Source organism: Saonia flava (genome assembly GCF_011927795.1).
GTDB lineage: Bacteria > Bacteroidota > Bacteroidia > Flavobacteriales > Flavobacteriaceae > Saonia > Saonia flava.
This window is the reverse complement of record NZ_JAATJJ010000002.1, coordinates 292421-311323: the sequence shown is the minus strand read 5'-3', so window position 1 is coordinate 311323 and position 18903 is coordinate 292421. Positions and strand designations below refer to the sequence as shown.

Here is an 18903-nt window from a genome sequence, read left to right as displayed (position 1 = left end):
GAATTATTGTTTAAATATAAATAGAATTTATAAGTATAAATAATTACACCCTAGAATATTGCTGATCCCAAATCAAACTATATTCTACAAAAAAAACTGGCTTAACCTATGCTTCCTAAAAAAACACGGCATCTTTTGTATGCCATATTGTTGATATTTTTATCAATAGTATGTTCTACGGCAATAGCAAATAATAAAGGCTATAATCTGTTTGCAGAAATTACGGATGTAATGGATGTTGCAGTACCGGTCAATAGTACTCCCGAATTAAATACTAATTCTGAGGGCTCAACTTCCCCTGCAGAAACAATAAATACTCTTGTCCTTCCTAGTATGCCAATGTTTACCACTATTATACTTGGTGCTAACGAAGAGGTTACCTGTCCAAATGATGGTAGTACACTTGCAAAATTCTTTTTATGTGGTACCAGTGATATCCGTACTATAAGCTTAAGTCAAAGCGGAGGTTCTTATCAATGGCAGAAATTGGATGGAGGTAGTTGTGCCACTTCCGTTGTTGCAGATTGTCCCACAACAAATTCATCTTGTACCTGGAATACTGTTGGAACTAATTCCACCTATGATTTAAATTCTGGGGGAGAATTTAGGGTTAGGGTAGATTCAGGAGAATATTTTTACTTTAAATCTTCTTTAAACCCTTTGGATCCACAAGTGGTGAAAGAAGATATTGTTTGTGGGAACCCGGGAAGGGTAGAAATTACCAATGTTCCTGCAGGGTATGAATATAGTTTAAATAATTCAGCAGGTCCTTATCAGGATACTCCTTATTTTGATGTTACCACCCCTGGCGATTATATGGTTTGGGTGCGTTTAAAGAATGTATCTGCAACTGCTTGTTTATTCCCGTCCAATACAGTTACAATTACTAGTTCTGATATTAGAGCGGAAGTTGTTGCAAATGATATTCTATGTAGTGGTGAACTGGGAAGTATAGATGTGCAAGTATTTGATGTTCCTGGTTTTTATACCTATAGACTAATTAAAAACGGGGTTACAGTGGATACTTTTGGTCCCAATGGTTCCGATGCATATACTTTTGATAATGTTAGTTCTGGTACATATAGTATAAGGGTAGAAACCAATGACTGTTCCGAACTCATTACCCAGGATATCAACGGAAATCCAATAGTTATCGGGGGTGGAATTAGTCCATTGAACATTTCTGCCACAGCAACAGATAGTTTTGGTTGTGGTGCCACATCAGTTGATGTAACCGTTAATACTTCTGGTGGAACTGCTCCATATAGATTTAGTTTGGATGGTGGGACTAGTTTTAGCTCAACATATACATCTTCTACTACATTCACAGTAACGTCTGCAGGGAATTATTCAATTTTGGTTGAAGATGCCAATGGGTGTACACACACAGCAGCGGTTGATGTAGAAAATATTCCAGAACCAACCTATACAATAACTCCTAATGATGGAAATTGCGGTGGGGCAAACGATGGCAGTATCACTATGAATGTCACCAATACCAACGGATACAATTTAACATACAGCATCAATGGGGGCGCAACGTTCCAAGTCAGTAATGTTTTTAGCAATTTAGCACCCAATACCTATAATGTTATAATTAGATATCAGCAAGGGGCTTTTTCTTGTGATATTAATGATACCGCTACAATAGGAACTTTGTCCACTATATCTGGAACTGCGAATGTAGATGTTTCTCCAACCTGTGCCAATGAAACAGGTGGACAAATTAGTATAACAGGAGTGTCTGGGGGAGCAGGAGGGTATGAATATAGTATTGGAGCAGGATTTAGTGGAACATCTGTTTTTACTAATTTGGGAGTAGGAACATATACACCTAGGGTTAGGGATGCCAATGGATGTATTCAAACTTTGGCTCCTATAACTTTTGCACCGTTTGACAAACCCACTGATTTAGATTTTACAATTTCCAATATTGATTGTTTAACAGGTACGGTATCCGTTACATTGGCAGTAACCGATGGAACAGGCCCTTACACTTATGAAATTATTGCACCAGGTCCAAGTGCGGTAAACAATGGAGCGAGCAATATTTTTACAAGTTTAAGTTTGGGAACTTATACTTTTAGGGTCACAGATAGTGTTGGGTGTTATTACGATGAAAACTTTGCAATTACGGATATTAGTTCTATTTCTTCACAAGCACAAGCAACCAGAGGAGTTACCTGTGTAGGGGATAGTGATGGGGAAGGTCGTTTTCTTGTTGATGGATTTAATGGAACGTATAGTTATAGTATTGATGGAGCACCGGCGATTACAGGACAGACGGCTGGCTTAATTCCACTAACAGGATTAGCCGCAGGAAGTTATGTTATTTCAGTAACCGATGAAGATACAAACTGTACAGATACAGCTACTTTGGTTATTGAAGAGCCTGCCGTGGCATTTGCCATTGATAGTTTGTCAGTTGTCCCAATGGATTGTCAGAATGGCAATGTAGGTGGTGTAACAATAAATACCTCTGGAGGATGGGGTGGTAATAGATATACTTTGACTTTACCAGATGCATCAACTCTAGGGCCTTCTAATAGTAATACTTTTTCAAGTTTGTCTCAGGGTGGAACGTATCAAATAACTGTGAACGATGCCAATGGATGTACCTTAACAGATAGTTTCACATTAACCCCCTTGTCTTCACCAACTATTTCTATTGATGCATCTACCGATTATTGTTTTGACAATGTCGATGCATCATCAATTACTGTAAATGCAGCTGGCGGAGCAGGGTCCTTTGAATATAGAATTAACAATGGATTATGGCAGCCAGCCAATTCATTTAATGGTCTTACTCCAGGAAATTACAATGTAGAAGTTAGGGATGCCAACAATTGTAGGGACAATGTAGTGATAACCATTGCGCCGGAAATTACTACTAATGCTTCAATAATTCAAGAATTGGATTGTGGAGGTCCAGATGCACAGATACAGATCAATATTAGTAATGGATACACTTCTGCAGGAAGCTATGATTATTATGAAGTAAGTATCAACGGAGCTCCTTATACAACAACTACAACCAATATAGTTGGAAACTCTTTTGTTTATAGTATTCCAAATGATGGATCTATTCTTACCGATACTACTTTTCAATTTGAAGTATACGATTTTAGAGGATGTTTAACTGAAACGAATGTTGTTACAATTTCTCCACCCGAAACCATTGCGGGTACAGCTACGGGTCAAGATACTGTATGCGCAGACCCAACGAGTGGTGTGGTAACGGTGACGGCAGATACAACACAAGGTATTCCACCTTATGAATTTAGTAATGATGGTGGTGCCACTTATTCTACACAAAATGTATTTTCAGGTTATGCTCCTGGTACGTATACCGATTTTATGGTACGAGATAGTAGAGGGTGTGAAAGTCCATTGCTTTCTGCAACTATTGGGACAAGTACAGCTGTTGATGCCACCGTGGTTCCAGTGGATGCCATTTGTACTGGCACTGGAGTTTTAGGCTCCATAGATGTTACAGGTGTTGCTAACGGTACAGCTAATTACACTTATGAACTTTATGATATTAGCGGCACTTTTGTTACTTCAATAGGCCCCACAGCAAGTACAACCGAAATATTTTTAAATGTTGCTCCAGGTACCTATACTGTAGTTACAACCGACGCAACTGGGTGTGAGGATAGAGATGTAGTAACCATAGATCAAAATCAACTGGATTTGGTACCCGTAAATGTAGTTCCTCCCCCAGATTGTACAACGCCATTCTTTACGTATGAAGTTAACATTGTTGGTGGTACGGGACCCTACTTGATTGGTCTGGTTGGTAACCCTTTGGTTTCTCCCAATGTAGATGCGGACACCCATGATTTTTCAGGTGAAATAGCTTATGGAATAACTTATTTTGTGGAAGTAGAGGATGCTTTGGGATGTACTTATATAGAACAAATTGATCCAATTGTGTCACCGAGTCCAATCGCAATTGCCACAACGGCCACCACTGCCTCGTGTGACCCTAGTGGTAATGGTGAAATATCTTATACAATAAGTGGAATTACACCGAGTCCTTCGGATTTTACAATTCAAATACAAAATACAGATACAGGGGCTATGGTAGGAGGACCTATTAGTTTTACTAATGAACCCATGCCATATAGTGATACTTTAACTGGCTTACAAGCAGGGAATTATCAAATTCTTGTTAATGATGATAACACGGGTTGTGATGCCAGTGCCTTGGTAACAATTACCCAAGATATTCCTACAGTCGTTATAGATAGTAATATACCCGCTACATGTAATGTAGGGGCTCTTGTTACCGTTAGGGCAAATGGCGGTACTGCACCCTACGAGTTTGCCTATGTGCCAAATGGTGATCCCGCTCCAACTGTATTTAGTTCGATCACAACATATGAAATAGGGATGCCCTATCCGGATGATTATGATTTTTATGTAAGAGATGCCAGTGGATGTGTCAGTTTTACTACAGTAACAGTTACAGAAGGACCAGGGGTACCAACACCTACTGTAAATGTAACCAATCAATGTATCGCTGTAAACAACTATTTTGTTGATGTAACAAGTCCATTGACCACAGCCTCAGGATTGCCAGAAGATACATTTCAATATGATATAGGAGGTGGTTTTCAAAGTAGTCCAAACTTTGTAGTTCCTAATCCAGGGACCTATACTATTATCGTGCGAGATGGTAATGGATGTACAAATACCGTGGTAGCTGAGGTGTTTGATTTTTTCTCTATTACGGCCAGTGCCACTTCTGAACCAACATGTAATGCAGGTGATGGGGTTATTACAGTAAACACTTCAGGAGGTAGTGGTAATTTTGAATATCAACTAAGGGATGCTGGCACACTAATAGATATAGGAGGACCGCAAAGCTCCAATCTTTTTACAGGTTTGTTTCCTGGGGATTATAACATTGTAGTAACGGATTTGGATTCCAACACACTGCCTTTGTGTACAGATGATGTTGATGTCCTTGTATCTTTGGTTGTATCACCAGTAATTTCATCTACACCAAAGAACGATGTTACGTGCCATGACGCAAGTGACGGTAGTATTACAATTGAATTACAGGCGGGAACTGATGTCGATGGACCTTTTTACTATACTCTATATGACGGTTCTGGTAGCACAGTTCTTTACGGACCACAAACTTCGCAATTATTTTCAGGTCTAACGGATGGAACTTATCAAGCAGAGGTGGTTTCCGAAAGGGGATGTACATATCGCTCTGGAGATATTATTATAATCAATCCACCAAATTTTTTAATCAATACAACGAATACAGAATTCTCATGTGACCCTAATAATAATAAATTTAATACGGCTCTAATAACTGTTTTTACCGATTCTAATGGTGATGGCTCAGGAACGCCTACGGGTACTCCTCCTTACACGTATAGTATGGATGATGGTACTGCAGCTTTTGATGGAACTAATTTCCAAACAAGCAATGTTTTTGAAGTTGTGGACAATGGAACCGATCGTGCAATAATCATCACGGCCAGAGACCAAAATGGATGTGAGATTACAGATACATTTACAATAAATGCACCAACGGATTTAACATTTAGCTTCAATGTAAACCCAATCACCTGTGATGCAACAGGAGTTGGTGTAAATCCGGGTACAATAGATATCATAGTTAATGAAGGGGCAGGAAATTATGAAGTAGAAATTCTTCCTTTGGGATCAGAAGCTCCAAGAAGTTCAGGGGGAACAGATAGAGTTACTTGGGACATAAGTACTCCAGGAGATTACATTTTTGCAGTAAGAGATTTAGGATTGGGAGGTTGTAATTATTTAACCCCCATTGTAAATGTACCAGATTATAATACAATAGAAGCCCTAATAGCTGAAAATAGACCTGTAACCTGTTTTAATGGAAATGATGGAGAAATAAACATAGAAATCAATAATTATGTTGGTGCCTATAACTATGAGGTTTTCTCAAGGGACAATGCAGGTGTGGAAACCACAACAGGTGTTACGGGTACTTTTGATACCACGGCGCCCATTGCTACTCCTGAGATAATCACAGGGCTTCCCGCTGGTAATTTAGTGGTTAGGGTAGAAGCATTGGATACTCCTTTTTGTGATGCCGTAAGTAATGTGGCGACGGTAACGTCACCAGATAGAGAACTTACAGTTGCCCTACAGCAGACCTCCGAAGTTACTTGTGCTGTGCCTGGTTTAGGAGAAATAAAGGCCACTGGCGATGGAGGTTGGGGGGCATATGAGTATCAGGTTATTGCTCCAGATGGTACAACCATAATTCAGGATTATCCTGATACCAATGATGTATTTACAGATTTATCTAGTGGTATTCATACTATAAATGTCCGTGATGCCCTGGGATGTATATCCACTAATACTATTGAGTTGTTACCACCCACTCCTATTTATGCAGACATACAAGTAGTAACTCCGTTACAATGTAACAATGATAACAATGCAGTGATAGAGGCCTATACTATTTCAGGAGGTCAAGGAACCGGAAATTACTTATTTCAATTAAATAGATTAGCAGATGGCTCTACCAGTGGATTGCAAACGACCCCAATTTTTGCAAACTTATCCGCAGGAGACTATACGATAACCATATTTGATGGTTGGGACTGTAGTTATACCACATTACCTATTACCGTGATGGATCCAGAAGTGGTTGTGGCAGAATTGGTTGAATTACAGCCGCCTGGATGTGGCGATGTAGGGCTTATGGAACTAACTGTTACGAACCCTGAAGTTGGATTGGATTATTTTTATAGGAGAGCAGGCACCACAGACCCATTTGTACCTTTTGGCAGTGGAGTTGTTAGTGTTCAAATTCCGGCAGATATTACAATGGATCCGGGTCCATTCCAGTATGACGTTCAAAATTCGAACGGATGTCCATTTGAAAAATCAAATCAAATATCGTTGGATGCGGCCGCTCCTTTGGTGATTTCCTTGGATTTGACCAATGCCACTATAAACTGTGCCGGAGAAGCTACAGGGATTATTCGCTCAGAGGCATTTGGAGGAATAGGGAACTACATATATACATTGTTGAATTCTAATACACCACCTAATCCAGTTGCGGCAAATACGGTAAGGACTGCCCAATCCTCGGGAATTTTTAGGAATTTGGGACCTGGTACTTATTATGTTTTTGCAGAGAGTGGTGCATGTACTGCAATATCCACACCTATTGTAATAGATCCAAAACCACCTTTGGTATTGGAATATGTTGAGGCATTCCCGGTAAGTTGTAATGGGGAAATGGATGGGCAAATTACAATTGAGGCCAGTGGAGGTACAGGAAATATTAGATATGCTATTTCTCAAAACTTAAGTGAGTTTTTTGAAGGGGATGACGCAGCATTCCCCAATAGGAAAACTTTTACGGATTTAGGCCCTCAAGTATATGAAATTATTGTCCAGGATGATTTGGGCTGTACCATAACACAGACATTGGAAATATTAGAACCCATGGCACTGGTAAGTGGAGTGGCCAGCTCTACACCAGAAACATGTTTGGGTGATAATGATGGCACCATTACTTTAGAGGTTTTTGGTGGGACACCCCCGTATTATACTAGCGTAGATTCCGCTGCTGCTGCTGATTTTGTGCAAAATGATTCTTTATTTCTAGACAATATTAGTGGAGGGGAGACTCATGTAATATTTGTAAGGGATTCACAAGGATGCGAAACAACGGTAATTGTGCCCGTTGGAATTGGAGTTGATTTGGTCGCGGAACCGATTGTGCAATATGGTTGTGATGGAATTTTCCCGAATAGTACTGTTACCATTGAAATGATGGATGACAGCCTACTGCCATCACTTTTATTTTCTTTGGATGTAGATAATGTTTTGGAGGCATCTACAAATAGAACGTTTGGTGATTTACCACCTGGTGACCATTCAGTATATATTTATCATGAAAATGGATGTGTCGCGATGGTAGAATTTACGATAGAGGCCTACGACCCGCTTACTTTGGAGGCTACCGTTACAGGTCCAAATGAAATTACGGCGACTGCAATGGGCGGTTTTGGCGGGTATGAATACTTCTTCCAAGGAGAATCCACAGGGGAGAATAATGTGTACACCATTAACATGGATGATACGGTAACTATTACTGTTATTGATCAAAATGGATGTACTGCTACTATTATGATGCCATTTAATTTCACCGGTATGTTGGATATACCCAATTATTTTACACCGGATGGAGATAATATGAATGATATGTGGTATCCAAGGAACAGGGAGATGTTTGCAAATGTAGATGTTAAAATATACGACCGTTATGGTAGGGTAGTGGCCATTCTAGACCAGGTTGCCAAATGGGATGGAACTTATGAGGGAAGCGAATTACCCTCTGGAGATTATTGGTATGTTGTAAATGCCAACGACTCGGATAAGCATCAATATGTTGGACATTTTACGCTCTATAGATAGCTAAATATTTAGATTTTAATTCTTATATATTTATTTACTTGAAGTAAATACAAAAAAGATAAAATAAGGCTATTTTATTTGTAGAATTGACAAATAATTCCTCAAAAGTTCAACTTTATTTATTAAAAACACTTCACTTTTAATCTATAAAGTCTATTTTTTTATTAGGAAAAAGCATTTTTTAAAGCATTTAAATAATTGAATATCAATTAGTTGTATTTTGTAATTCATCCATGATAACATAAGGATGTTGTTTGGTTTACAAATTTTTTACGCAATCGATTGCATAATTTGTATAATTATGTATATTTATCACATTGAAAATTATACCTCAGTTCTATTGCTAGAACTGTATAAATTAACTTAAAAAATTTAAAACTTAACAACATGACCAATTATTTAATGAGAAACATTCTTGTGAATAGGAAATGGCACTTTCTGTTTTTCTTTTTGGTGCTTACTTATTCATTGAGTGCACAAGATGTTTCTGTATCCGGAACGGTTACAGATGATTCAAACTTTCCTTTGGCTGGGGTGAGTGTTGTGGTAAAGGGAACTGCTACCGGAACTACTACAAATTTTGATGGGCTTTATACAATTACGGTTCCATCTAATGCCACGTTACAATTTAGTTATTTGGGCTTTGTAGCCCAAGAGGTTGCTGTAAATGGAAGAAGTTCCGTTAATATAGCAATGATTGAGGACACACAGCTATTAGATGAAGTAGTTGTTGTGGGGTATGGTACTATGGAAAGAGCCAACGTTACGGGTGCTATTACCACCGTAGATGTTGAGGAAGTAGCTAAGGTACCAGTTCCCAATGTGGTGGAATCACTTAGAGGTCAGGTGGCTGGACTCCAAGTTACCAGGACTTCAGGAACTCCAGGTTCCTCACCAACTTTTAAGATTAGGGGCAATAACTCACTTGGGGCCTCTACCAGTGGAAGTGATCTTATAGACCAAAACAACACGCCTTTGATAGTTGTAGATGGAGTTCCACTTGTAAATCAAAGTTTATCGGAATTTAATACGGATGATATTGAAAGTATCAATATTCTTAAAGATGCTGGTTCCGCATCCATTTATGGTACTTCAGGGGCCAACGGGGTAGTGCTTATCACAACCAAAAGTGGTAGAGCGGGTAGAGCAAGGGTTCAGGTAACCACATCAACTGGTTTTGTTGATTTGGTACAAACCCCCGATGTTATGACAGGTGATCAATTGCTCAAAACGTTTATTGATATTTCTAAAGCAGGTGATCCCAATGCACCAAATCCAGCCACCATTTTAGGTCTATTTGATGCCACGGTTGAATATCCAAACTACATAGCAGGAAAAGAAATCAATTGGCACGATCAAGTAACACGAACTGGAATTCAAAATACGGCGGGTATTACCTTTACGGGCGGTTCAGAACTTGGAACCTTCTACTTGGCAGGAAATATGTATAATGAAACAGGACCAATTGATGGAGCTGATTATAAGAGATACTCCTTTAGGTTTAATGGTGAATTAAATGTTAACGATTGGTTTAAAATGGGTTCAAGGGTGCAATTCTCAAAATCAAAAGCCGATCAAAGGGCAATAGAATTGGATTTAACTTTAAATGCTGCAATACAAACTTCACCCTACGGCAACCTATATGATGAAGACGGGAACTTTACCAAGTTTACGACAGAAGATAGGTTTGCCATAAATCCTTTGCATCAATTGAAAGAAGGGCTTTTTGATAGAGAAGTAGATCGAATTTACATCAATCCATATATAGAGATGCAATTGGCAGATGGGTTAACGTATAACCTTAACTCTTTTGTAGAGCAACGTGATGAGTTCACGGGTGAATTCAGAAGTAGCCAATTTACAGATGGCGCAAATAGTGAAGGTGAAATTCAAGATACAGAGACAACAACCTATTTGTTGGATAACATTCTTACCTATAAAAAGAACTGGGGGGACCATGGTATCAATGCCAACTTTGTTTTTGGTTTCCAACAATTTGAGTGGAGACGTAGTATTATGTTCGGGGAAAATACAGCTTCTGATGAACTGGGATATATGGGAATAGGTTCTGCACCTCAGGCAATGGAAAGATTTGAACTTCAATCAGATGATTGGGGGAAATTATACCTTGCCAGTAGATTGGGGTATAATTATGGTGGAAAGTACAGTCTTACACTAACTTTGCGTCGAGATACATCCTCCAAGTTCGAAGGGGATAACCGTGTAGGTTGGTTCCCATCAGCTGCCTTGGCATGGAATGCACATGCAGAAGACTGGTGGTTTGGTGGCGATGCCTTGAACCAATTGAAGTTCCGATTTAGTTATGGAGAATTGGGTAATGATAATGTTCCTTCTTTCTCCTCAACGGCAGGTAGCCAGTTGGTGACACTTTTAGATGGTACCACCGCTTTTAGACAAAATAATGTTGCTGGTAACAAGAATATAAAATGGGAGACCAGTAAGCAATTAAATGCCGGTCTTGATTATGGACTTTTTAATAACAGGATTTCAGGATCTGTTGAGGTGTATAGAACAAATACCACAGATGTACTCTTGTTCCAAAACATTCCCCCAGCACTTAACAATGGATTTGCTTTCTATCCTTCCAATATTGGAGAAACCAAGAATGAAGGTATCGAAGCATCTTTGAAGGCTGATGTCATTAGTACAGATGACTTTGGATGGACAGCTACGGTTAACTGGGCAACCAGCAAGAATGAAATTGTTAGTTTGAACACTACGTTGTCCGGTACGAATGATGATATTGATAACGGATGGTTCATTGGGCAGGATATCAGAGAGATCTATGGTTTTAAATATGAAGGCGTGTATCAATTGAATGAAACACCAGCAGTAACTCATTTTGGCAATACACCCCAACCTGGTGATGGCAAATATGCCGATGTCAATGGTGATGGAAACATTGATTTTGATGATAGAACATTTCTAGGGAACCCTACACCAGATTGGTACGGAGGTTTTAACAATGTGTTCCGTTATAAAGATGTTGAGCTGTCTGTATTGTTAGAGGCCGTTCAAGGAGTATCTAGAATTAACGGAATTTATGGCTCCTACAATCAAACAAGAGGTAATTCAGTTTATATTAATTATTGGACCCCTGAAAACCCTACCAATGATTATCCCCGGGTTGGTGATGGATCTCATTTGACCAATGGAGGTCAGTTTAGAAATTCCATTCATGTAGAGGATGCAAGTTTTGTTGCACTTCGTAATGTTTCTTTGTCTTATAGTTTTCCCAAAAAGCACTTGGAAAATACCTTCCTGAATGATGTTAGGTTTTCTGTAAGGGGCAACAACTTGTACTACTGGACCGATTATAAGAATGCTTATTCTCCTGAACAAGACAATATAGGACAATATCCAATATCAAGAAACTGGTCATTGGGTGTTAATCTTACATTTTAAAAAAAAAAGTCATGAAAAGATTAAATAAATTTTTAACATTAATTACACTGGTTTCGGTTGCCGTTATAACTGAAAGCTGTGAAAAGAATATTTTAGAAGTAGAGCGCGAAACCTCTTTGTCTGGTCCTGATGCCGCCCAAACGGCAAAAGGCGCACAGGCAATTGTGGAAGGCGCTGTAACTGAGTTGAAGAGTATTTTTAGTGATATCAGGGTCTCAGTTAACAGGCAGTGCGGAACAGATATTGTAAGAAATGGAACGCATTTAGCTGATGAGCCTGCGTCTGGTCTCTTTGGAATGAATACGTATGACGGAAACTTTTCGGCTCAGAGTGAGCAAATAGAGTCTTTATGGAACAGACACTACAATGGTATTGTTTTTGCCAACACCATTATTTCGGCCCTTGGCAATTTGCCAGATGCCGAACTCGGTGAAACAGGAGCTGATAATTTGGGCCAGGCATACACTATGCGAGCGTATCTGTATTTGGAATTGGTTCGCCGATTTGATAACATTCCTATTATTGATGTAAGGGATTTGGACAAAGATGGTCCACAATTTGAAACTGAGCAAAGTCAAAGATCTGAAGTGTACAGTTTGATTCTTTCCGATTTGAACAAAGCCTTACCCATAATTAGAACAAGAGCAGAGGTTGATCCAAATATTGTAGAGCCTATTGAAAGACCTACGAGAGGATTGACATTGATATTATTGACCGAAGCTAATTTAGATTTGGGCAATAATGCAGCCGCCGCAGCTGCTGCTGATGAGCTTGTTGCTGATCCATCATATTTGTTACAGCCATTGGACAATATTTTTGGTTTGGATGGTGACACAGAAACTAACGATGAAGTTGTCTTTTCAATAGGGTTTGACCCAGCAATTCCAGAGACGGTACAATGGCAATCCCAACAATTTGTTCCTCTTTATGATAGGGTAAACGGAGTTGCCAGAACAATGGAAACTGGAGGAAGACCTTGGTCAAGATTATCTCCATCAGCTTATTATTGGACATTGTTCGATACCAATGATGATGGTGATGTTAAAGATGAGGCAGACGGCAGGATAGCTGCGTGGCATAAGTTGGAATGGATATTTGATGATGCCGAAAACTTGCCTGATGGTGTAAACTTGGGCGATGTAGTTACCCTAGATCATTTACAGGAACAATGGCCAACTGAAGGCAGGGAATGGAGATATGTGGAACCAACCACCATTAAGACTTGGGAGGATGGCACGTTGGGTAGGACAGTTGCACAAGCTGAGGGATGGAGAAACATTATTGTTTACCGATATGCCCATGCTTTTATCTCAGGAGCCGAAGCTCATTTTAAAGCTGGAAATGCGGCAAGAGCTATGCAACTACTGAATGTGCTAAGAGAAAGAGCATATGGAGATGCAAGTGGAAATTTCTCAAACATCACTTTTGAAGATATTGTTGAAGAGCATGCAAGGGAGCTAGGCCATGAAGGACATCGTTGGTCTTTCTTAAAAAGAAATAACATTTTGGTGGAAAGAGTTCAAATGCATAATGTAGATGCATCTCCAAATGTGCAGGATAGACACAGGTTATGGCCTATCCCATTATCCTTTATTGACCAAACAGGAAGCCAACAAAACCCTGGTTATTAATAAAAATATATTTTTAGATATTATGAAAACGAACAAAAAATTAATAATTGGTTTCTTAGCTATTTTAATGGGGCTTGGATTGACCAATTGCGAAGAAGACGATTTTATTGCACCAGATGTTGCAGTAAGTAGTTTTGATGTAACTAGCGCCTTTCCTGGTGATCCAGTATCAATAACAGGTACTAATTTTAATACGATTCAATTTATATTTGTAGGAAATGCACAAGCTGAATTTCAATTGGATGGTGACATTGTAACTTTTAATGTACCAGAAAATTCTGAAATAGGAAATAATACAATAACATTGGCAATGGCCAATAACTATAGGGTTACTGCACCATTTGAGGTACTGCTTAGACCCATACCAGTTATTGAAAAGTTTGATGCTTTTGTGCCTATAGGAGGAGATTTGGTCATTCAGGGACTAAGTTTTAACTCTGAATATACCCCAATGGTAACAATAGATGGTGTTGCAGCTACCATAACTTCAAACTCACCAACGGAATTGGTTGTAACTGTTCCAAGTGGTTTGGCAGATGATGAATTTTTGGAAATTGGCATATCATCAATTCATGGTGAGACAACAACAACAACTGGCTTCATGGCACGTGAAAGTGTTTTGACCAATGGAGAAATGCAAGATGGCTCCGGAGATGATTTCCCTGGTTGGGAAAAATTAAATGGAGGAGATAGAATGACTGCTGTTGTTGGTGAAGATGCCTACGGAGGTGGAAGATCAATGAGGGTTGACCCAGCAAGTGGAAACCCTTGGGACAATCAATTTGCTTCTGATCCTGTTCAATTGGAATTTGGTGCTGAATATACACTTGTTTTATGGGCCAAGGCAATTGATGAAGGAGCTTTCTTTAGATTCTCAATTTCTCAATTTGATGGAAGTGGAGCGGATTATTTTTACGGAGAGGACAAAGTGTTGGAAGATTTTTGGCAACCATATAGCTGGACTTTTACTGTTACAAATGATTTACCAGAACATAGAGCAGTTTTGGATATGGGTGCTTCGACCGGAGCGTTTATGATAGATCATATTGGTTTGGTTCCAGGAGCAGTGGGAGCAGGAGGAACAGCACCTTCAATTCTTGCTAATGGTAGTTTTGAAGATGGTCTTACAGGTTGGGAATCCCTCAATGGAACCCATGAAATTTCTACTACTGAATTTTATTGTGGTAGTAGTTCTTTAACCGCAACAGGTGCTGCCGCGAATCCTTGGGACACGCAAATGGCCTCTGACCCATTGGATATGGTTGCAGGAAATGATTATGAAATCAGTTTCTGGGCAAAAGCCGCGGGACCCGACGGTTTCTTTAGAATTTCCATGTCACAATATAACGGAGGGGACGGTTCAGATTTCTTCTATTCAGATAATTTGGATATTCCTGAAGACTGGACATATTTTTCATTTGTATTGAGCGATGTACCGGCTGTTGCGTCGGGTGTATACAGATTGTTATTTGATATGGGGGAAACAGGACAGACATTCTTTGTTGATGCTGTCAATGTTAGAGAATATGAACCACCAGCTGCACCTTTAAATGCTAATGGAGGTTTTGAGGACGGTCTTACAGGTTGGGAATCCCTCAATGGAACCCATGAAGTTTCAACCGCTGAATTTGTCTCTGGAGGAGCTTCGTTGACCGCAACAGGTGCTGCCGCTAATCCGTGGGATACACAAATGGCCTCTGACCCACTGGATATGGAAGCAGGAAGTGATTATAAAATAAGCTTCTGGGCAAAAGCTTCCGGACCAGATGGTTTCTTTAGAATTTCCATGTCACAATATAACGGGGGAGATGGTTCAGATTTCTTCTACTCAGACAATTTGGATATCACTGAAGACTGGACATATTTTTCATTTGTTTTAGCAGATGTGCCAGCGGTTGCATCTGGTGTATATAGATTGTTATTCGATATGGGAGAAACAGGACAGACATTCTTTGTGGATGATGTTTCTGTAGTGGAATATGACCCATGTGAGTAAATTAAAATAATTAGTTTTTAATTGAGTTAGTAGCAATTTTCAACTAAAGCCGTTTACGAAAGTAGACGGCTTTTTTGATTAGTTGTTTGATGTTTTTTTATATTTGAGTATCATGAAAAAGTTTGTTAAAATCAAGACTGTTCTGTGTTTGTCAGCTTTCATTGCAATATGCATTGGTTGTGGGGATAATCAGTCAAAAAAGAAAAAAACTACCTCGGACAAGCTCTTTGAACTAGTTTCAAGTTCAAAATCGAATATAAATTTTAGGAATACTGTCAAGGAGGATTTTGCCTTTAATGGGCTCAACTATTCCTATACCTATAATGGTGGTGGAGTGGCGATAGGTGATATAAACAATGATGGCTTGGATGATATTTATTTGGTTTCCAACCAACAATCAAACAAACTATACACAAATCAAGGAGATTTTGAATTTAAGGATGAAACTATCATTGCTGGAGTGGAGGATATGGGTGGCTGGAGTACGGGCACGTCTATGATAGATATTAATAATGATGGCTGGCTGGATATTTATGTGTGTAAATCGGCCTCCATGGAAAATGAAAAGTTGCGTAGAAACAAACTTTATGTGAACCAAGGAAATGGCACTTTTAAAGAAGAAGCCAAAAAATGGGGCTTGGATGATAATGGGTTCTCAATTCAATCCTATTTTTTAGATTATGATAAGGATGGGGATGTAGATATGTTTTTGGTAAATCACCGCAACGATTTTGTGAATGCCAATGCGCTAGAGGACAGAAAGGATAGGAAATATTTTTCCGAAACTTCAGATCATTTGTTTAGAAATGATGGAAATAAATTTACGGATGTTACTCTTTCCTCTGGTATTATGAACAAAGAATACAGTTTAAGTGCGTCAATTGGGGATTTTAATAATGATGGTTGGCCAGATGTTTATGTAGCCAATGATTTCATCACTCCAGATTATTTATACATCAATAATAAAAATGGAACATTCTCCAATCAAATAAACCAAAGAATAAAACATACTTCCTATTCCAGTATGGGTTCGGACTATGCTGATATTAACAATGATTTTTTACCAGATTTATTGGTGCTGGACATGTCCGCAGAGGATCATATAAGGGGCAAACAAAATATGCCTAGTATGAATACCAAGGGATTTTGGAGAATGGTGAATGAGGGGTACCATTATTCATATATGTCCAATATCTTAAACCTTAATAAGGGGAATGGTTCTTTTAGTGATGTTGGGCAACTCGCGGGAGTTTCCAAAACAGATTGGAGTTGGGCACCTCTTATTGCCGATTTTGATAATGATGGGCATAAAGACATTGTTGTGACCAATGGTATTTCTTATGAGTTGGGAAATCAAGACTACAGAAAAATTTTAAAAAAGAGGCAAGATTCTTTGGGAGCTGATATTACCGTTGAAGATCTTTTATCTTCTATGCCATCTGAAAAATTGGCCAATTATATTTTTAAAAATAATGGAGATCTTACTTTTACCAATAAGACCAAAGATTGGGGATTGGATATGAAGGTCAACTCCAGTGGCGTTGCATATTCGGATTTGGACAATGATGGAGACTTAGACTTGGTTATTAATAATATTGAGGATATAGCTTCAATATATAAAAATAACTCTGTAGGGAATTACATAAACCTTAAACTTATTGGTGATGAAAAGAACAAAGGTGCGATTGGAGCAAAGGTTAAAGTATACTCAAATGAGATACAACAATCCAAAGAACATTATTTGTCCAGAGGGTATCAATCTTCTATGTCACCAACCCTTAATTTTGGCCTTGGTGAAGAGGAATTAATCAATCGTATAGAAGTGATATGGGCTGATAATACCGTTTTGGCAATGGATAATATAGAGCCAAACCAAACCCTTGTTTTTGACAAAAAGGATTTTAAGTTTGATGGCGAAATGAAGAAAGCAGTTCCACAGGGGTATAAGAAAATCAATCCTGAGGATTTAGGGATTGATTTTAAACATCAGGAAAACATTTTCAATGATTTTGAACGCCAAGTATTGTTGCCACAAAAAAAGTCGCAACAAGGCCCTTGTATTGAGGTGGCAGATGTCAATAATGATGGACTGGATGATTTTTTCATTGGGGGGGCATTAAACCAACCTGCTGAAATGTATGTGCAGACCAACAATGGAACGTTTGACAAAGTAAGTGAAGCCCTATTTGTTTCAGAAAAGAAATATGAAGATATAGGCGCACATTTTTTTGATGCAGATTCTGATGGGGATATAGACCTTTATGTGGCGAGTAGTGGATATGAACTAGATGAAAACAGCTCACTTTTACAAGATAGATTGTATATGAACAAGGGTGATGGAACATTTTCAAAAAGTTATGGATTGCCTAAAATGGTTACTAGTACCAAAAGTGTTCAATCCATTGATTTTGATGGTGACGGTGATTTGGACTTGGCAATTGGGGGTAATGTGGTTCCAGGAAAATATCCTTTGGCTCCTAGGTCTTACTTTTTAGAAAATACCAACGGAAAGTTCAAGGATGTTACCAAAGACATAGCACCGGAATTTTTAGAAGTGGGTATTGTGAACGACTTAATATTTTCTGACTATGATAGTGATGGAGATAAAGATTTAATCGTTGTTGGGGAATGGATGCCGATAACCGTATTTGATTTTTCAAATGGAGTTTTCTCAAAAAAAATAATTTCAGAATTTAAGGATACAAACGGCTGGTGGAACACTATAAAAGAAGTTGATTTGGACAAGGATGGTGATATGGATTATCTGGTTGGCAATCTTGGAAACAATAATAAATTTCACCCTACAAAGGAAAAGCCGCTGCACATATATGGCAATAACTATGATAATAATGACACCTATGATATGCTTTTAAGCAAAGTCTACAATGGTAAATTAGTTCCAGTGAGAGGCAAGGAATGTTCAACAGAGCAAAATGCCTTTATTAGTGAAAGAATCCAGACGTATAAGGAATTTGCAAATTCTAGTTTGATTGATATTTATGGTGAAGAGGAAATAGGGAATTCTTATCATAAGGAAGTGTATACTTTTAGTTCTTTATATGTGTACAATAATGGTGACGGAACATTTGCAATTGAAGAGCTGCCAACAAATGCGCAAGTGGGTCCTACCATGTCCTTTACTATTGATGATGTTAATAAGGATGGGTTTATGGACGTTCTTGGAGTGGGAAGTATTTTTGAGGCCGAAGTAGAGACCATAAGGTATGATTCCAATACAGGCTATATTTTGCTCGGTGATGAAAAAGGTAATCTACACCCTTATATAGATATAAGTTTTTATAATTATGGAAATATAAAGGATATGGGTAAAATAAAAGTAGCTGGGCAGGACTACTTTTTAATGGCAAACAATGATGGTCCTATTACTATTTATGGCTTAAAATAGAT

5 protein-coding genes are annotated in these 18903 nt (G+C 38.7%); all 5 read left to right on the top strand.

Features of this window, described 5'->3' with window-relative positions:
- The first annotated feature begins 108 nt into the window (after window positions 1-108).
- The 5 genes from GGR42_RS13450 to GGR42_RS13430 all read left to right on the top strand — a co-directional run bounded on the left by GGR42_RS13450 (window position 109) and on the right by GGR42_RS13430 (window position 18901).
- Window positions 109-8442 (top strand): T9SS type B sorting domain-containing protein, encoded by an 8334-nt coding sequence (locus GGR42_RS13450; RefSeq protein ID WP_167965082.1) that lies wholly within the window; start codon window positions 109-111, stop codon window positions 8440-8442.
- 387 nt (window positions 8443-8829) lie between these two features.
- Entirely contained in the window at window positions 8830-11868 is a 3039-nt protein-coding gene (locus GGR42_RS13445) for a SusC/RagA family TonB-linked outer membrane protein (protein WP_167965080.1), read from the top strand.
- 11 nt (window positions 11869-11879) lie between these two features.
- Window positions 11880-13499: a RagB/SusD family nutrient uptake outer membrane protein gene (locus GGR42_RS13440; RefSeq protein ID WP_167965078.1), complete on the top strand. Its 1620-nt coding sequence runs from the start codon at window positions 11880-11882 to the stop codon at window positions 13497-13499.
- Window positions 13500-13521: 22 nt separating this feature from the next.
- Entirely contained in the window at window positions 13522-15495 is a 1974-nt protein-coding gene (locus GGR42_RS13435; protein WP_167965076.1) for a carbohydrate binding domain-containing protein, read from the top strand.
- 112 nt (window positions 15496-15607) lie between these two features.
- Window positions 15608-18901 carry a VCBS repeat-containing protein gene (locus tag GGR42_RS13430; protein WP_167965074.1) on the top strand — a complete coding sequence of 1098 codons (3294 nt, stop codon included), beginning with the start codon at window positions 15608-15610 and terminating at the stop codon, window positions 18899-18901.
- Window positions 18902-18903: the final 2 nt, after the last annotated feature.

Bases quoted from the DNA above. Each gene is read 5' to 3' on its own strand.
- GGR42_RS13435 (WP_167965076.1), top strand. From the start codon at position 13,522: ATGAAAACGAACAAAAAATTAATAATTGGTTTCTTAGCTATTTTAATG.
- GGR42_RS13445 (WP_167965080.1), top strand. From the start codon at position 8,830: ATGACCAATTATTTAATGAGAAACATTCTTGTGAATAGGAAATGGCAC.
- GGR42_RS13450 (WP_167965082.1), top strand. From the start codon at position 109: ATGCTTCCTAAAAAAACACGGCATCTTTTGTATGCCATATTGTTGATA.
- GGR42_RS13430 (WP_167965074.1), top strand. From the start codon at position 15,608: ATGAAAAAGTTTGTTAAAATCAAGACTGTTCTGTGTTTGTCAGCTTTC.
- GGR42_RS13440 (WP_167965078.1), top strand. From the start codon at position 11,880: ATGAAAAGATTAAATAAATTTTTAACATTAATTACACTGGTTTCGGTT.